Origin of the sequence: Phaeobacter sp., assembly GCF_022825805.1 — a bacterium.
Taxonomy (GTDB): domain Bacteria; phylum Pseudomonadota; class Alphaproteobacteria; order Rhodobacterales; family Rhodobacteraceae; genus Phaeobacter.
Window position 1 is genome coordinate 1 of the sequence record NZ_JAJDWC010000004.1, and the last position, 17046, is coordinate 17046.

Annotated in this window: 11 protein-coding genes; 3 read left to right on the top strand and 8 right to left on the bottom strand. The window is 59.1% G+C overall.

The genetic code is table 11. The annotated features are described in order from the left end of the window. Positions 1-283: 283 nt before the first annotated feature. Complete coding sequence (locus tag Q0C28_RS00280; RefSeq protein ID WP_293572649.1) at positions 284-1057, top strand: alpha/beta fold hydrolase; 774 nt, start codon at positions 284-286, stop codon at positions 1055-1057. A gap of 26 nt (positions 1058-1083) precedes the next feature. Here the strand turns inward: Q0C28_RS00280 and Q0C28_RS00285 are convergent, their stop codons facing one another. Then, on the bottom strand, positions 1084-1266 hold the full coding sequence (locus Q0C28_RS00285; RefSeq protein WP_293572650.1) for a hypothetical protein: 183 nt from the start codon (positions 1264-1266) through the stop codon (positions 1084-1086). 741 nt (positions 1267-2007) lie between these two features. Between Q0C28_RS00285 and Q0C28_RS00290 the strand changes: the two genes are divergently transcribed. Further along, positions 2008-4614 (top strand): response regulator, encoded by a 2607-nt coding sequence (locus Q0C28_RS00290; protein ID WP_293572651.1) that lies wholly within the window; start codon positions 2008-2010, stop codon positions 4612-4614. Between the two features lie 257 nt (positions 4615-4871). Here the strand turns inward: Q0C28_RS00290 and Q0C28_RS00295 are convergent, their stop codons facing one another. The 7 genes from Q0C28_RS00295 to Q0C28_RS00325 all read right to left on the bottom strand — a co-directional run bounded on the left by Q0C28_RS00295 (position 4872) and on the right by Q0C28_RS00325 (position 16075). Beyond that, positions 4872-6227, bottom strand: a complete 1356-nt coding sequence (locus tag Q0C28_RS00295; protein ID WP_293572652.1) for a peptidoglycan-binding protein — start codon at positions 6225-6227, stop codon at positions 4872-4874. A 13-nt stretch (positions 6228-6240) separates the two neighbouring features. Continuing rightward, complete coding sequence (locus tag Q0C28_RS00300) at positions 6241-7683, bottom strand: hypothetical protein (RefSeq protein WP_293572653.1); 1443 nt, start codon at positions 7681-7683, stop codon at positions 6241-6243. Between the two features lie 104 nt (positions 7684-7787). Continuing rightward, positions 7788-9398 carry a hypothetical protein gene (locus tag Q0C28_RS00305; protein WP_293572654.1) on the bottom strand — a complete coding sequence of 537 codons (1611 nt, stop codon included), beginning with the start codon at positions 9396-9398 and terminating at the stop codon, positions 7788-7790. Between the two features lie 142 nt (positions 9399-9540). After that, positions 9541-11553, bottom strand: coding sequence for a S8 family serine peptidase (locus Q0C28_RS00310; RefSeq protein WP_293572655.1), 2013 nt, complete (start codon positions 11551-11553; stop codon positions 9541-9543). A 4-nt stretch (positions 11554-11557) separates the two neighbouring features. Then, positions 11558-12691, bottom strand: a complete 1134-nt coding sequence (locus tag Q0C28_RS00315; RefSeq protein WP_293572656.1) for a phosphatase PAP2 family protein — start codon at positions 12689-12691, stop codon at positions 11558-11560. 18 nt (positions 12692-12709) lie between these two features. Further along, a complete protein-coding gene (locus tag Q0C28_RS00320) occupies positions 12710-14254 on the bottom strand; it encodes a hypothetical protein (RefSeq protein WP_293572657.1) in 1545 nt (514 codons plus the stop codon). A gap of 327 nt (positions 14255-14581) precedes the next feature. After that, positions 14582-16075, bottom strand: a complete 1494-nt coding sequence (locus Q0C28_RS00325; protein WP_293572658.1) for a sulfatase-like hydrolase/transferase — start codon at positions 16073-16075, stop codon at positions 14582-14584. A gap of 136 nt (positions 16076-16211) precedes the next feature. Between Q0C28_RS00325 and Q0C28_RS00330 the strand changes: the two genes are divergently transcribed. Next, positions 16212-16925 carry a LysR family transcriptional regulator gene (locus Q0C28_RS00330; protein ID WP_293572659.1) on the top strand — a complete coding sequence of 238 codons (714 nt, stop codon included), beginning with the start codon at positions 16212-16214 and terminating at the stop codon, positions 16923-16925. The last annotated feature ends 121 nt before the right edge of the window (positions 16926-17046 follow it).

Genomic DNA, 17046 nt, shown 5'->3' on the forward strand with positions numbered 1-17046 from the left:
GCAAGACTGCCTTGATGAACTCCCACTCCAGATCGCTCATGTCCGAACGCGCCATTTTCACACCCCAGCATGTTGTTTTGCTGGAAATGAAGCACAAGCCAATACGAATGATAAGGAATTTATAGGTGTGCTGCCTAGCTGGTCCGACATCCCAGTCCCACATGTTGGTGTCCCCAACGGATAGACCGATCTGCAGATGGGAACAATCAAATGATCCCCCTCCTGCCCGCGATTGCGCGGAAACAGGCTGGCAGCGGGCCCATTCGCGGGCTATCAACAGGCCATGCTGAACATGATCCGCCATGGCGCCCCGTCTGATAAATCCACTCTGCTGATCGCCCATGGTCTTTATGGCTCTGCGCGAAATTGGGGGGCGATTGCCAAACGGCTGTGCAGCGACCGCGAGGTGATCGCCGTCGACATGCGCAACCACGGTCACAGCGCTTGGACGGATCGCCACAGCTACACGGATATGGCTGCCGATCTAGCAGAGGTCATCACCGCGCTTGGCGGCCCAGTGGATCTGATTGGCCATTCCATGGGCGGAAAGGCCGCGATGACGCTGGCCCTGACGCAGCCGGATCTCCTGCGCCGTTTGCTGGTCGCTGACATTGCTCCGGTTCCTTACAGCCACAGCCAGATCCAGTTTGTTCACGCGATGCGCAATGTGGACCTGAACACGGTCGAACGCCGTTCAGACGCCGAGGCCCAACTGGCCGCAAACGGGGTTGAACCGGCGCTCCAGAGCTTCTTCACCCAATCTTTGGATCTGCCGGGCAAGGCGTGGCGCCTGAACCTCGATACGCTGGAGAAGGACATGCCGCTGATCATGGGCTTCCCGGATCTGTCCTACGATGGCACAACGCCCGTTTTCGCCAAGCCGACCTTGTTCCTTGCCGGGGCCAACTCCGACTATGTGTTGCCAGAGCATCGTCCAACGATCAAAGCGCTGTTTGAGCAGCCCCATTTCGCCAAACTGCCCAACAGTGGGCATTGGTTGCACGCCGAAAATCCACGGGCATTTGTGGCCACAGCGCAGAGCTTTTTCGACGCCTAACAGCGCATAGCCCAGAATAGTGGCCGCTAACCCTGATAGAGCCTGCGCGCCACCAGAACCGCAACCGGAATGGCCAACACGGCCCCGCCCGCAGCGGCGCCTGCGATGGTCATGGCGGTCGCGTCACCTGCGACCAATACGGCGACGACAGCCGCACCAGCCAAGCTGGTGGAAATCAGCGAATAAAGAATGGATGCAAGCCGGATCATTGTCGATCTCCCCATCAAAGTGATGGGCCAAGACAACACCAAAACCGGCCCAAGAACTTTGACAAAGATCAGATAGCGCGCTGTTTTAGGATAAAAAAACGCCACCGCAGCAAACATCTGCGATGGCGTTGTTTCCGGGGACGGAGAAATACTCCGGCCCCTTTCGGCGGCGGCATGTGAGTCCTGCAATAGGCACTCCACAGAACACACATCGGCACATGCCGCACCGGTTGTTTCACTACGGGCATATGTTCCGAAGAACCCCATCTCGCATCGCTCATATTGGACGGCCGCCAGGCAGTGACTGGAACATGTCACCCCTCGCACCGCCAATTTATCCGGCCAAATCACCTAGGCTGATCACTCAGGCTTATCACCCAGGCAGATCACTCAAGGGTTGATTTTTGAGGATGCTTTTATCTTACCCTTAAAATTCAACTAGACTTTCAATAGATCACAGCAGTTACGAAATCGTAAACGCTGCCCGCCACCGAGGTAGACTGCCACAGTCGGCAGTTGCCGATAGGTGAATCCGCGGTGCAGCACCGCCCAAATCCAAGAGATCCAGCCCCGACCACAAGAGCAGGTTGTGAGCGCTGCAAACACTCACGGGTTGAATGCAAAAAATCGGATATTTTCGCCACACCCGGATTGAAAAGACACATTCGTTAAGCCGGAACGAACGAATTTAAGTATATCTGGCAAAGACTACTCACGGGCCATCACAAGTTTGGGATCTACATGAGCTTTCTGCCGAAAACCTGGGTTCAGGCGCTCAGCAACAGGACGTATTTGCCGACCTTGGTTGCTTTTGTGGTGATTGTCTGGGCAGGCGTTTACGCAGATCTCCAAAACACCGCTGTCTCCAACCAGAAACTGCGCGCGGATGTGCGCTATGAGGCTGGGCTGATCCGCGCGCGGCTGGAAGGCAACCTGGCCTCCGATATCCAGCTGATCCGCGGATTGACCGCGATCATGTCCAATTACCCCAGCATGACCCAGGAAGAGTTCTCGGCCCTGGCGTCCTTCCTGCTGACCGACCGGTCTGAGATCAGAAATCTGGGTGCGGCCCCCAATCTGGTCGTCACCATGGTCCATCCATTGGAGGGCAACGAGGCTGTTCTGGGCCTTGATTACAACAAAAATGACGCCCAGCGAGAGGCCGCGCTGCGCACCCGCGATACCGGTAAGATGGTGCTTGCCGGACCTGTTACGCTGATGCAAGGCGGTCAGGGCCTGATCAGCCGCTTTCCAATCTTCACCGGCCCGCCGAAAAAACGCGAATTCTGGGGCATTCTGTCGGCGGTCATCGACGTGGACAAGATCTTTGCCGCATCAGGGCTCAGCAATCCAAACCTGATGATCGATGTGGCACTGGTAGGCCGCGACGGTATGGGCGCCGAGGGGGAGCAGTTCTATGGCGCTGCCGAAATCCTGACTGACGATCCCGTTTTCATGGAGATTTCGTTTCCAAACGGCAGTTGGCAAATGGCGGCACGCCCGCAAGGCGGTTGGCCCGCGCAACCGGCAAACCAATGGCAGCTGCGCCTGACGATCGTGCTGGCGGGCCTGTTCATTCTGTTTCCGACCGCGATGGCCGGGCGCCTGTCTGCGGCGCGCCGCTCGGTGATCGACACGCTGAAAGGCCGCGAACGCGAATTGGAAACGCTCTCGCGGCGTTTGGAGATGGCGGTTGTGACCTCAAAGATCGGCATCTGGGAAGTCGACCAGGTCAACGACCACGCGATCTGGGACCGTCGCATGCGGCACCTCTATGGCGATCCGATCCTGCGCGACAAAGTCCCGCTGTCGACCTGGCGGTCCCTCATCGTACCGGAACAGCGCGACAGAGTGTTCAATCTGATCGCAAAGGCCATCCGCGACGGCAGCCAGTACTCCGTTGATTTCACAATCGAATTGGCGTCTGGTCAGCGCAAGAACATTCGTTCTCTTGGGCGCACATACCGGGATCAGCATAACCACATGCGCATGATCGGGGTCGACTGGGATGTGACCCGCGATGTGGAGCTGTCCAATGATCTAAAACGGGCCAACCGGGCGCTCACCACCCGTAACAGCGAATTGACAGTGGCAAAACAAGCGGCCGAGAAAGCGGATCAGGCGAAATCAGAGTTCCTTGCCAATATGAGCCATGAAATCCGAACGCCAATGAATGGGATCATCGGAATGGCGGATATTCTGGCGGCCACCGACCTCAGCAGTGATCAGGCGCAATGCGTGGACACCATTCGCGACTCCTCGACCGCGCTGTTGACCATCATCAACGACATTCTGGATTTGTCCCGGCTGGATGCAGGCATGGTGGAGATCAGCGAAGAAGACTTTGACCTGCAAGCCTGCGTGGATGGCGTCATTGATATGCTGCGTCCGAAACTGCAGGAAAAACAGCTGTCTTTTGTGCAGACCTTTGCGCCTGATGTGCCAACACACATTCGTGGCGACAAGGGGCGGATCCGCCAGATCCTGGTGAACCTGCTGGGAAATGCGGTGAAATTCACCCCCAAGGGCAGCGTTGGATTGCATGTATCCACCGCATCGACGGATCCACACCGGCTGATTTTTGAGGTGATCGACACCGGGATCGGCATTTCGTCGGAACATGTCGACCAGGTGTTTGAACGTTTTTCACAGGCAGATGCCGCGACCACCCGCACATTTGGTGGCACCGGTCTGGGCCTGACAATTTCCAACATCCTGGCTCAGCGCATGGGTGGTGGCATCTCGCTGACATCCGAACTGGGCAAAGGCACCTGTTTCCGGCTGGAAATCACGTTCAAACCTGCGTCGGACAATACCGACACCATCCAAGCCAGCGAAATAACCGCGCTGCCCGAGCTGCACCCCGGCACTATCCTGGTTGCAGACGACAATACAACCAACCGGTTGCTGTTGCGCAAATACCTGCAGAACACACCTTTGGAAGTCTTTGAGGCCACCAATGGCCGTGAAGCGGTGGAGCTGTGCGCCCGCCATCAGCCGGACCTGATCCTGATGGATATGTCGATGCCGGAGGTGGACGGCCTTGATGCGACCCGTCAGATCCGGGCCACAGAACACAAACAGCCCAAAATCGTAGCGCTGACTGCGAATGCCTTCGACAGTGACCGCCGCGCCTGTTTGGAGGCAGGGATGGACATGTTCCTGCAAAAGCCGATCCGCAAACCGCTCTTGCTGCAGACCCTGGCCCAACTGCAACATGACGCAGGCCAAGCAGGCGGTGGGTCTGTTTCCTATCTCGCAGCCAGAACGGATGAGGCCGACACCGCGGAAGCAAAGCAAGCCGTCAGCCTTCGGTTGGTCGTAACAGAGCCGGAAGACACACAATAAGACAGCTAACACTAGGCCAATCAGCATTAGGCCCATAAGCCTGAGGCAAGTCACATTCGGCCTGTCGGCGCTATCATCTCCTGTGCGGATTGAGATCACGGCGGCCAAAGGCCCCGCGCCCCACTAGCGTCACCCTGAAACATAAGCGGGGGCGCCCCATGGCGCCCCCTTCCCCCCGGAATTGCAGATGCCGGAAACCCGAAAACCGACATCGGCGGAGGCGTGCCGTCCCCAGCTGGCACATTCAAATACGGCTTTCACAATGAAAAGGGGCGCTCCTGCAGGCGGGCTGTCGCACCCATGGATCCCTCCGCAGCCAGCTGCGGCGTGGCGTCAGGGCGAGAGCGTTTCAAAACCGCCCGGTGAAACTGTGCATAGCTGCCGTTGAAGCCGCCGTTGTTCCAGGTCTGCGAGATGTTGAAAGTGAACAAAGACAACGGATTGCCCGCAGGGGTGGTTTGGTGGTCCATGGCCGCAGAAAACGCCGTCAACGTGCAGGCCAGCTCTTCCCGCTCCCGGTTGCCAACGGCGGTGCGCACAGAGTCGTAGAGCGGCTGGTTTTTTTCGTAAAACTGCGCGCCATCGACAAATTTGGGGCCGCCATTTGTGCCGTGGTCCAACAAATCGGCAAACATTTCCGCGGTTTGTTCCGCCACGGCTGCGCTTGGCCTGCGGACAGGGTCCAATTCCGGCAACTCCCCATCCAGGGCCCCTGCCAGCGCCTGCGGAGCGATTGGCGTGATTGCGGCTACCGCATCGTCCGGTGACAGGTCCGGCGCAATCACCGGCGGAACGGATGTCATCAAGCCAACGATGTTGTTGCGATGGGCCGAGCGTTCAGCATCTGCAAGCTCCAAGGGGTTGACCGCGATCATCTTAAACGCAGTTCCAGAATGGCAGCTGTCAAACACCAGATGAACCCGCACACCTTCGCGAAATTCCGACAGCAACGCATACAACTCATCGTCAATCAACATTCTGTCATAGAGGCACAGGGTTTCATCCCGCCCGTCGGTTTCTTCATCCACCGACAGGTTGGTCACCTGACTGCCATAACCCGAATAGGTGACAAACACCGCATCCCCTGCAAACAGCGTTCTGGCAGCATTGCGCAGGAATCCCGCGACATTGGCCGTCGTGGCGTCCTGATCTTCCAGACGGGCGGTATCATAGCCAAGCGATTGCGCGATCCGCTCCATTTCCCGCGCATCATTGATGCAGGACGGCAGGGTCAGCGGCGCGCCGTAATGATTGGGATCCACATTATCGACACCGACATGCAGGCTCACGCCATGGGGCGGACGAGAAGCCTCACCCGCAAAAATCTCCTCCAACTGCAGCAAAACCTGACGTCCGACCACACCATCCGCGACTAGACCATAGTCGCGCTGAAACGCCTCAACCGCTGCTTCTGTGCGGCGCCCGAAGGCACCATCAATTTCTGCCCCAGCCATATAGCCATTGTTCAACGCAGCAAGCGCCGTTTGAATGGCCACAACGGCGCCTTTGTCACGCTCGCGCCGCGAAATCGGCGCCAGATTGGCCGCCGCCTGCTCCAGACGTTTTGCGCTGGCGTATGTCGGAACCGTTGTAAAACGATTTGCAGTCAACATGATGCGGTCTCCTTCAGGAAAATTGCGCGGCGACGCCGTTGGGCCAGCTATAGTTCGGGTTCGGATTGGGGGCTTGGGGGAGCGGATCACAGCCAAACCCGACCACCCAAATGGTATCAGAGGGCGGCGGGTGTCTGGTTGTCCCGGCTGGCGGTTGGTTTGGGATCACCTCCTGCGTCGCATTGCGGTTGCGTTGCGAAATCAGATCAGCCGCGTGTTGCAACCGCTGATAGATCCGCCCCTGATCCAGCTTTTCGATCACGGCAGACCGCAGGAACGCCATCTTGGCCGTCACCGGTTTGGAAGGCGTCACCACACGCATCGCAGCACCGTCGGTTCCATTGTCGTGATGTGGCAGAGTCCTGAGCATGCGAACCACAGTCTGCGGGCTGCGTTTGCGCGCGCCCAGCGTCGCCGCCCGACCGGCCAGTACGCCAGGGCGCACCCCCTTACGCAAACTGGCCCCGGTATTCGCCCCGGCATTGGCCGACAATACACGCGCCGATGCAGTCAATCGACCTGATGGCTTCGCCCGAGGACCAGACCGCAGCTTGCGATGCAGAACAGCATGGATCGCGTCGTCCGACACGCGCGGGCCGGTTTGCGCATCGGGTTTGGGGCGATCCAACTTCACGGTGACCTGACGCACCAGGAAGAGCCTGTTGGGCACAGCTGCCAACGCGCCATGGGTGCCGCTGCCATCCGATACCTTGCCGCCCTCTCGGGTCCAATCTTCGCCCCGATAGATCACATCCGTGAACCACTCGCGATGAAGGACAAGCATCACATAGCGAAAGGACACCACCCCTCTGCGCGCACCAAGCCAGGACCGCCAGGCCCGTTGCCCAGCACTGTCATGATCCAGAACCGGATCAATTGCCGACAGATCCACCTCTGCCCGCAACCAGCCAGCCTCCGTGGAGGCCGACAGTGGAGAAAAGCTGGTCATCGCGTAGGTCAAGCCAGTGGGATCCACGGGCAGTAGACTGTCGATACGCACGCGATCGTCATTGGCAAGTGGGAGTGTCGAACGCGATGCCAGCCTCGCAATCGTTGCCTCTGCAGCCTCGATTTGCGATTTGGAGCCATGGACCAACCAGTCGGTCATGGCAGAGTTTAGAAGCATAGGATCAGCCTCGGAGAGCTGCAGCTCAGCGTAGATCCGGGCATATTCCCTGTACAACAAATAGGCCTCAGACAGCGGCGCAAACACATCACCCTGCGATGTGTCATAGAGCACGGCCCGCGCGGCACGATATTCTGCATCCTCTGCATCGCTCCAGGCCCGATGGGCAAAGATCATGTCGCGCAGCATCCCGAGATGCACCTGCCACAAAGGTGTCTGCGCATAGGGCTGCGCGGCACTCCCGCGTCGGGCCGGAAAATTGACCATGCGGGAGAAATCCGCGATCTGGGCAAAATCCTGACTGTTCCGGGCTGTTTCGAGCCGAGACATGGCGATTTGCATCGGAATGTGCGGCCATGCCGCAAAGCCCCTGCTATCGCATTGGGCGTGAAGCCATGCCAGCAAACCGATATGAAGCCCCGGTTGCATGACGTTCAGATCCACGCCTGAATGTCGGGTGACGGATCCGATGTCTTGTTGAAACGATGCGACAGGAACCCGATCAGCTGCATGCCCTGGACGCGGATCGTCGCATCGTCGATTTCATAGTTCCGCTTGGAGCTGCGATTGGATTGTTGATAGCGCCCACCAATCACAAACGGACCGATCCCAACAAACCCACCACCATTGGCCGCGCTCTGCTTCGCTCTCAGATAGGAGGCCACTTCGCTCGAGTGGATCACGAGATTGCGCACAAAGAGCGCTTTGGTCGGGTAGCCGATCATGGCGCCAACCGGCGGCGCCCCACCGTCGGAATGCTGGTCGGTCTGATAATCCCGCCGGAAACTGGCAGAGGCCCGCCATCCGCGAGAGTCAAAGAACGACGGCTCAAACGCCGTGCGCATGATTTCAACAGCGGTATAGTCGAACTCGATCCCGAATTCGGAGCGGGACAAGTCCATCGATTGCGACATGCGGCTGCCGCCTGCGCCACCACCCAAGGTGAAAGCACCCAGCGACAGCCCCATACGGCCGCCCCCGCCCTGTATCTGTCGTGAACTGCGCACTGTGCGTGTCAGGGATTTCTCGGAAAACCGAGACCACCCGCCCGAGCGCGCAAAACCGCCCGGGATCACACTGGCAGGCGCAAAGGCTGCGCCAAACTGGCCCGTGGTGGCATTTTCCTGGTTCAGCACAGTTTGCAGCAGATTGTCTTTCCACAGCACCATGGATTTGCCAGTGATATGGTTGATCGCGGCCTGTGCGCGTTCGACATCGTTCTTATACCCGCGTGCGATCCAATCGCGTTGAGCTTGGATCGCTCTTTGTCGGTAGATGCCACCGGATTGCTGGAACTCAGCCGCATCCGCCGCAGATCCGTTGTTGGATCGTGCCAGACGCATGGCGTAATCGATCACCGCGTCTTCATAGGCCTGTTTGTAGGTTCCATAAGCCTGCAAAGCGGGGCTGGGCACCGGCTCCACCCGGGTATTGCCCAACAGATCCACAACCTCTTGCTCGGTGGACAAAAGCGCTTTCATCCGCTCCAGCGTGGCTTGTTCCGCCGCGCTCAACGTGTCGTCGGCCACCTCGCACATCTGCAACGTGTCTTTATAGACCGTCGAAAGTTTCCGGTTTGATTGGCCGTAAACCACCGACACATGTTTGTTCTGCCCCGCTCCGGGCTCCGCACTCCAGCTGCTGTCCGCTTCGGTGGGGGCCGCTGCCGGGATGAAATCAACCAGCCGCGACCATTGCTCCCAGCACCCCAATAAATGCTGTTGATACAGGCGCTTTGCCTCCTCAATGGCCTGCGCCCGGTCGAGACCCATGGGGCGCACCTCAGCCTCCCCCAAATCGGGGGATTGCGGCTGTTGTGGCCCCATGAGCGTTTCGACCAGCTCCCGGAAATATTCCAGTGTCGTTGGCGTTGGCCCTGCAAATGGACCGGCAATCGCAAAATCAAAAAAGGTTTCGTCCAACGACATGCCTGGCGACAACCAGTTCAACTGAGTGTTGGCAGGCAAAGGCAGGTCTGCAGTACCGCCAGTCAGACCCTCTTCGAGCTGATCGATAATATATCCCATCAGATCTTCAAGTTTCATCGTGTCCTCCTGGCACCGGCTGTTTCAGCAGCACGTTCTGCAGGGCCAAGATGACGCATAGGAAAGAAAAACGCCCGTGAGTTTGCTGTGAAACTCACGGGGCCGATTTTTATCGTTAACTTTCAGTTAGTTTAGCCGCCAACTACAGGCAAACCACAGGTAAATTCACACGCCCAAGGCGCGCCAATTCACGGATATCCACGCGCTGTGGTTGTTCAGGGAAGCCCGCCATCATATCCCGACCTGCGGCCATGTTGCGGGCGATCTCCCGCGTCACTGTCGCAGCGGCCGCGCTGGTTCCGATCAGGCGGCTGCCACCGCCCGACAGGGTGGCGATCGACGGCAATCCAGGCCGAAAGACGCCTTGGTCGGAAACCGCATTGATGCCGATCTCAGCCTCAGACAGGGACAATACACCCTCTGCGGTCTGCCGTATCGCCTGGCCACTGCTGTAGCGGGCCGCCTGGCCAGAGGTCTGCACGCGCCCCGCAACACGCAGCATGGACGCGGCGTTTCCAATGCCATTCAGCGCCCCGTATCCGCGCACGACGGGCAACGGCTCACCATCACTTGGCCCTGTCTCGCCCGCTGACGATGCCGAGAGCGATGCCGAGAGCGATGCCGGAAACACCAGGCGACTTTGCCGTCCGCCAGTGCCAAGCTGCACAGGATCGTCATCTCGCTGCACCCAGATATCGATGGATGCCATGGGATCCAGCGGCGTTGCCCCGGGGGCCACGGTCAGGGTCCAGGTGCCAGAGGCCGCGCGCCGCGGATCACGGGGATGGCTGGTGGTGGGCACCACGGCAACAATCACGCGCCGCCGACCATTGCGCCGTGTATCAGCCGAAAGCTGTGCAATATTGCCGCCTGCCCGCTCCATCTCGACATAGGTGGGATCCGATCCTTCGAGCGGCAAGCTTGCCTGCAGCCCATCCGGCGCCGTCACGATCAGCGACCATCCCCACAGATCAGCCTGCGACGGACACCACAATTCCAGAAAACTGGACGTGCGATCATCCGGCGACAACCACCAGCCGATCTCGGCACCCTGATCCGCAATCGACCACCCCATGAGACGTGCATGCATACGGTCTTCGAAATGATTGCCAGCAGGCACCACAAATGCGGTATGGGGCTGGCTGCGGCGGCGATCCTCCAGCATTTGCTGCACGGCGGTTTCGAATGCGGTTGCACCATCATGCCCCGTCGCACTCCAGCCGTAGGAGAAATTGACCACCAAAGGCAGTTCTGCCAGACCATAGGCCTGCGCCAATGCACGCGCCCGGTGGAACACATATTCCACCGCCGCCAACATCGACGCCTCCTTACCGAACCCTGATGTATCCCACGCCACGGTGTTGGGCAGCTGAACCGCGATGATGGCAATATCGTCAGGAAGACCTTCGGCCCCGCTATTCACCGCATTACCTGCCGCCAGCCCCATGATGTGAGCCCCATGGGTGCTGTGGTTGCGCAATGTTGCGCCCATTTCGGGCAGATCCGTGTCGATCGCTCCAGCCGCCCGATGGAGACCAGGTTCATCGCCCGGATATGCAGCGCGCAGGGTATCAATGGTGCGATTGGACAGCTCTTTGCCAAAAGGCACAGCCGCAGTGTCATCGGCGCGCGCAGCCTGCAACCAACAGCAGGCCAGACGGGACGCGCCATTGGCGTTCAAAAACGCCTTATGCGCGAAAGGCAAGCCATCGTCGATCACAGCAACAATGGCGCGTGGCGGCGGGCCGGTGGTGTCCCAATCCGGCAGCGCCTGATCGTCATATGTCTGCGGCCAGCTCAAGGGATCGATGGGCAGATTGACGCGAAACGGCCCCTGCCCCAGCTTTCCCACCATGTCCGCGACGACCTCATCATGGCTTTGCACGCGATGATCCACCGCGGACGCCGGATCATACATGGCAAAGGGTGTGACCGCCGGATTTGCCGACCACATCGGCGGCACTCGCAACTCCAGCCCACTGTCAGACGGCAATTGTCCCGGGCGATCCAACAGCGCGGAATAGTGATGCGCGATGCCGGATGATATGGCCGAGAAGGAAAACGGGCGCCCCAGCTCTTGTGAGAAAACCCAACGCTCATAGGGCCCGAGGACAGTGTGAATGTCCGGGGCACCTCCACTTCTGGATGCAAACATGGGCTTACACCACGTCCGGCTTTTCAGCGCGCGCGCGTTTCCACAGCCAGCGCAGATAGGCACCCCGCTCCGGCCGAACGCCTGCAGCATCAGCAACCTCTGTCAGTCCAGCCTGCGCCGCGCGATCACTGTCACGGAAGTCCGCATCGAAGAAATCCACATCCTGCGCATCCAACTGATGGGGCATCAACGTCACGTCCAGCCCGGCCCGGCCCAAAATCGCCTGTCCGACCGCACGTCCAAGCGCAGCGCCAGCCCAGCTGTCGATGGGGTAATGCACGCCCGCCACGGTTCTGTTGACCGCGATCCGTTCCGCCAAAGCGGACAGTTTGGCGGCGCGTAGATCTGGATGGGCGGGCGCCTGCCAGGTATCCACCAAAGCCGACAAGACGGTTGCCACCGCATAAGCCTCGGTCGCGTGAGCCGAGGGGAAGCTGCCATGACCCGGTGTGGGGATCATCGGCATGATGCGCGGATCCAGTTGATCCGGCCGCCGAATGGCCAGATGAAACTTCACCATCATGGCTGCATGCGCCGCGACCACCTGCGTTGCGGTGATCAGCTCCATGGTTTTGCTGTGCTGCGCCTCCAACAATCCAAGGATCATGGCGAAATACGGCGTCGGGAATCCGAGCTGCGAAATCACCTCGGCCCCGCGGTCCGCCCTCAGACTGGCATAATCCGTGACAAACCGGCATTGATCGGCCAACAGTGCCGCAGAGGGGCGGGAAATAGTCAGCACATCTTCTTGGTCCACTTTGATGCTGACCTGCTCTGTCGAGGGGTTCGCGGTGACACTGAAACCCGACAAAAACTCGCTGACATAAAGCGATCCGCGCACCCAGATCGCAAGACTGTCGAGGTTCTGCGCGGACGAAAATTCCAGTTCGCCATTGCCTTCGGGGGCATGTCCTTCGCTGAGGTGACGCAACGCCTCTGCCGTGCTGTGCAGACCCTGTGTTGTGGTGGCGTCGTATCCGCCGGGATCCTGTTGTCCGACAAATCCACCGAGGCCGGTGAACCCGCCTAGCCCTCCGAGGCCCCCGAGACCTCCCAGTCCTCCGAGGCCGCCCAGGCCGCCCAATCCACCAAGTCCACCGAGGCCGCCAAGACCTCCCAAACCACCATATTGCGACATATATTTTCCTCCAACTTTTTAACGAACACCAGAGGCCGCCAACGCGGCGACCATTGTTTGACCAATCTTGTACCCCATGGATGGATGTGTTTTGCGGTACTCTTCCAACCTGAAATCCGGAAACTTAACCTGTAAATCCTGCGCGGCGGCCTGCGCTTCTGCGCCGCGATCCAACAGATGCAGGGCCGCTATCCGCGTGCGCAGCGTCGACAAATGGCTGTCGTTCTTCGAAATCGATTTTTCCGCCAGACGCAAAGCCGTCTCATAGTCACCACCTGCCAAATGGGCAGAGCTGGCCAGACTGTCGAAATAGTAACCAAACGGATCAACCGGCGACAGGCTGCGGGCCAATGTGGTCGCACGCACGGCTGCGCTGCCTTCGTCGCGAAATGCCATAAGCGATCCGCGCAACAGCCAGGCGAGGCTTTCGTTGGGCGAGACATCCAATGCGCAGAAATACCGGTTCTCAGCCGTTTGCATATCGCCCAGGATATTGCAGTGAAGAAACCCGTCGATCGTCATGGCGAAGCTGGACTCCGGGTCCATATCCAACGCCTGAGCAGTGCAATCCTGGGCCTTTTGGCTGTCAGCTTTGCGATCCGCGCTCAGCCCTTTGAAAATCGACAAGACATACCATTTCCCAAGCCAGGCTCGGGGATGCGGGTTTTGGGGCGCCCGGCGCACGGCCTCATCAAACAGGCCGTGGGCGCGCACAAAATCCTGCAAATGCGGACCATGCATGGCAGTGGCCCCGGCAATCAACAGCGCATGATTTGACAGGGTCGACAAGGGCATACTGCGGGCCTCGCGCAGGGCATTGCGGGCGATTGTTTTGCCCACAGATCGAACCACCTCCTCCAGCCAGGGCAGCAAGGCGTTGGCAATGTCGACGTTGCGGCACGTCGTCTGACGGTTCCAGACGATCTCGCCGCTCACCGCTTCGATCAGATCAAGGTCGAGGACCAGATCATCCCCCATGGTCCGAATGGACCCATACAGCAGATAATCCACGTCGAGTTTCTGCCGTATGGTCGGCACGTCGATCACACCCTTGGACACGACACGCCCCGACAGATGGGAGATCACCGTCACCAGAGCCGAGCGGGACATCATCCGGCAGGCTTCCTGCGCAACCCAATCCCCGACAGCGGGCAGATCTGGCGCGCCGCCTATGGCGGTCAACGGCAAGACGCTGATCCGCGGTGCCAAACGGGTGTTTTCCGCAAATGCCTGCCGTCCGAACAATGGCGCCAGTGGTCGATTGTCCGCGTTGACCTCCGCCTGCCAGGAGGCAAAACCTGGCTCGCGAATGGACAGATCCGCCAAAAACGCGCCATCCCGCGCAGAGCCGACAAACCGCACCTTAGCCAGGTCCAACTCAACATCTCGGCTGGAGACGTGAAACAGCGTATCGAAAAAGGGACCGATCAGTTTGCGCAGATCCGACAGGGCCCGGCGCAGGTTTTGATGGCCAGTGTCATAATCGCCCTGCCCCCAGAGCACTTCTTGCAATCGTGACCGCGGCAGCCGCGCACCCGGCGCAGTTGCCAGCAAAACGATCAAAGCCCGGTGTTTCGCACCCCTGATGTCAAAGGATGCAGGGGCAACCCCTGTCGCGGCACAGCGTCCAAAAACTGACAATTCAAGCAGGACAGCCAAAATCCTCACCCGGCAAAAACACACTACAAAAAGGCAAGAACCCATCGCCCGTTGCCAACAAAGCACAGGAAAGTCCGTCGGCCAAGTCCGGAAATTACGCGTCAAAAACACAGACACTGCGCTGATGTGCGCGCGTCACGCCATGCGCGGGCCATTTGCGGGCCTTTGGTCTGTGCCCTGTTGCTTCGGGTCAGCTGCGTCACCCCACCGTCAACGCGCTCTCACCCGGTCTCAAAGCGGTGCGCCCTGCCGCAGGTCATCTTGCTCTGATGGGGTTGGCGTGTGGTTGAAGGCGTAGGCGTTCAAACATGCATCCTTGCCGCCCAGTTCGGCAATCCGGCGCTGTTGATCCGCAAAACACTGCGTGTTCACCGCCTCAGGGTCGCAGATCTGGCGCAGCCGTGCGGCGCCTTCCTGCAGCGCGGCCTGAATATGGGGATCTTTGTCGCGATCTGGCGCGAGGTCCCGCAATTCATTGGGATCATGCGACAGATCAAAAAGCTGCGGCGGATGCCCAACGTAATGGACATATTTCCATGTTTGCCAACGCACCATAAAGGTGCCGGTGGTTGATCCTCCATCATGATATTCGCTGAAAATGGTGCGATCCGGATCATCGCGATCCGCGGCGATGTCGCGCAGAGACACCCCCGGCAACGCCGCACTGATAGCGTCCCCCGCAACCCCGCTCACATCAACCGCTGTTGCGGCGATATCGATCAGGGACGTGCCGGTCGTGACGCGCCGACCTGCCGGAAACCCGGGGCCAGCCGCGATCATCGGCACACCAGCGGACTGCTCATACATGACCTGTTTTGTCCAGAACCCCTGATCGCCCATCATGTCACCGTGATCGGACACATAAAGCACCGTTGTGTTGTCTTGCTGGCCGCTGTCGCGCAAGGCCTGCAGGATGCGGCCGACGCAATTGTCCATAAAACTTGTCAGCCCATAGTAGGCCGCTTTGGCCTGGCGCATTTTTTGTTCATCAAAATAGCGATCATAGTCAAAGAACCGCGCGATGTTCTGCAGCTCTCGGTGGTCTGGTCTGCGGCGCGTGCCATAACCCACAGGGAGATCCACCTCCGCCGGGTCGTAAAGGTCGAAATAGTGTTCCGGGCAGGTCAACGGGTAGTGCGGGCTGACCAGGGATACAAAGGCCGCCCAAGGGGTATCGCGGCGATCTTTATCCTGCAGCCAATCCACCGCTTTTTGCGTGATATCAAGATCATAGTCGGTGTAACTGCTGGGGCCGACACCCACATCCCCCGCCAACTCCGCTGCCGCATCATAGGCCGGGGGATCTTCGCGCAACAGCCCGACTGCCCATCCGACTCCACCCACAACGTGCATCGGCAGCAGTTCCCGCGTGAACCCGTTGTCATCCTGATTTGATCTGAAATGCAGTTTGCCAATCGAGGTGACATCAACACCCTGATCGCGCAGGTGCCGCATCCAGCTGCGCCGCTTACCGTCATAGGGCGTGGCGCTGTCCCAATACCCGATGTTGTGGACATAGTCGCCGCAGGCGATGCTGGCGCGGGTTGGTACGCACATCGGCGATGGGGTGTAGGCATTCAAAAACAACGTCCCGCGGGCCGCCAATGAATCAAGGTTGGGTGTTTTCACAATGGGGTGCCCCATACAGCCCATGGCATCCTTTCGATGCTCGTCAGAGATGATAATCAACAGATTGCTATGTTGGTCTTCGGCCGCATCGATCATGTCTGGGTCACTCCGCCTTGCTGGTTCGTTTGACTGCTATTTGCTCCTGACCAAGAGGATTGAGCATTGCAGGTGGCATGGCTAACAAATAAACAAATACTGCAATCATAAATTTTCTTATGCCATGAAAACACCCATGAACTGGCTGCACGGTTTTGAGGCCACGGCGCGCCTCGGCAGCATGACGCTCGCTGCCACCGAAGTGGGCCTGACCCAGGCGGCGTTGAGCCAGCAAATCAAAGCCCTCGAAACCCGATTGGGTCGGCAGCTCTTTGTCCGCGAAGCGCGCGGGGTGTCGCTCACGGCTGCAGGCACACGTCTGTATTCAGAGATCGCACCGGGGTTGGAGCAAATCGGCACGGCGCTGGCGCGCTATCAAGCACCGCAGAGCAAGCGCCTGCGGATCCTGTGCAACACCAGTCTCGCATTCCGCTGGCTGATCCCAAAACTGCCAGATTTCAATTGCTTGCACCCAGATATCCTGCTGGAGTTGCGCACAGCGCTTTGGCGGCCCGACCGCTATGGTTACGAAGCCGATGTCGAAATTTTCCTGGGTCCCGGATCATCACCCCAACGGTCAGAAAAGCTCGCCACCAGTCCGATTGTTGCGGTGACCGCCCGCAGCAGTTTGGCGTCTTCGGTACCGACCAGCACCGATCGGCCCATAGTCAGGATCTCTGGCCTAGAAACCCTGTTTCAAAACTGGATCGCGATCCAAAAAGCGCGCGGAATAGGTGTTGTTGACCGCGCTGAAACCGACAGCGTGCACAGCGCATTGACCCTGGTGGAGGGGGGAATGGGCTGGACGCTATGCCCATCATTTATCGTGCAACCCAAGTTCGACAGTTAATCGCGTAAGTATTTGATATTTTTCACCCGGAAGTGGCGTTTGTGTGACGACAACAGGCTGTCAGGCCGGTTTTGGCAGGTTCAGGGTTGCGAAGAGGTCGAGTTGCTCCGGAGTGATTTTG

Excerpts from the sequence above, each read along its gene's own strand:
- Q0C28_RS00280 (WP_293572649.1), top strand. The coding sequence starts at position 284 with ATGCTGAACATGATCCGCCATGGCGCCCCGTCTGATAAATCCACTCTG.
- Q0C28_RS00300 (WP_293572653.1), bottom strand. The coding sequence starts at position 7,683 with ATGTCTCGGCTCGAAACAGCCCGGAACAGTCAGGATTTTGCCCAGATC.
- Q0C28_RS00330 (WP_293572659.1), top strand. The coding sequence starts at position 16,212 with ATGAACTGGCTGCACGGTTTTGAGGCCACGGCGCGCCTCGGCAGCATG.
- Q0C28_RS00325 (WP_293572658.1), bottom strand. The coding sequence starts at position 16,075 with ATGATCGATGCGGCCGAAGACCAACATAGCAATCTGTTGATTATCATC.
- Q0C28_RS00305 (WP_293572654.1), bottom strand. The coding sequence starts at position 9,398 with ATGAAACTTGAAGATCTGATGGGATATATTATCGATCAGCTCGAAGAG.
- Q0C28_RS00315 (WP_293572656.1), bottom strand. The coding sequence starts at position 12,691 with ATGTCGCAATATGGTGGTTTGGGAGGTCTTGGCGGCCTCGGTGGACTT.
- Q0C28_RS00310 (WP_293572655.1), bottom strand. The coding sequence starts at position 11,553 with ATGTTTGCATCCAGAAGTGGAGGTGCCCCGGACATTCACACTGTCCTC.
- Q0C28_RS00285 (WP_293572650.1), bottom strand. The coding sequence starts at position 1,266 with ATGATCCGGCTTGCATCCATTCTTTATTCGCTGATTTCCACCAGCTTG.
- Q0C28_RS00295 (WP_293572652.1), bottom strand. The coding sequence starts at position 6,227 with ATGTTGACTGCAAATCGTTTTACAACGGTTCCGACATACGCCAGCGCA.
- Q0C28_RS00290 (WP_293572651.1), top strand. The coding sequence starts at position 2,008 with ATGAGCTTTCTGCCGAAAACCTGGGTTCAGGCGCTCAGCAACAGGACG.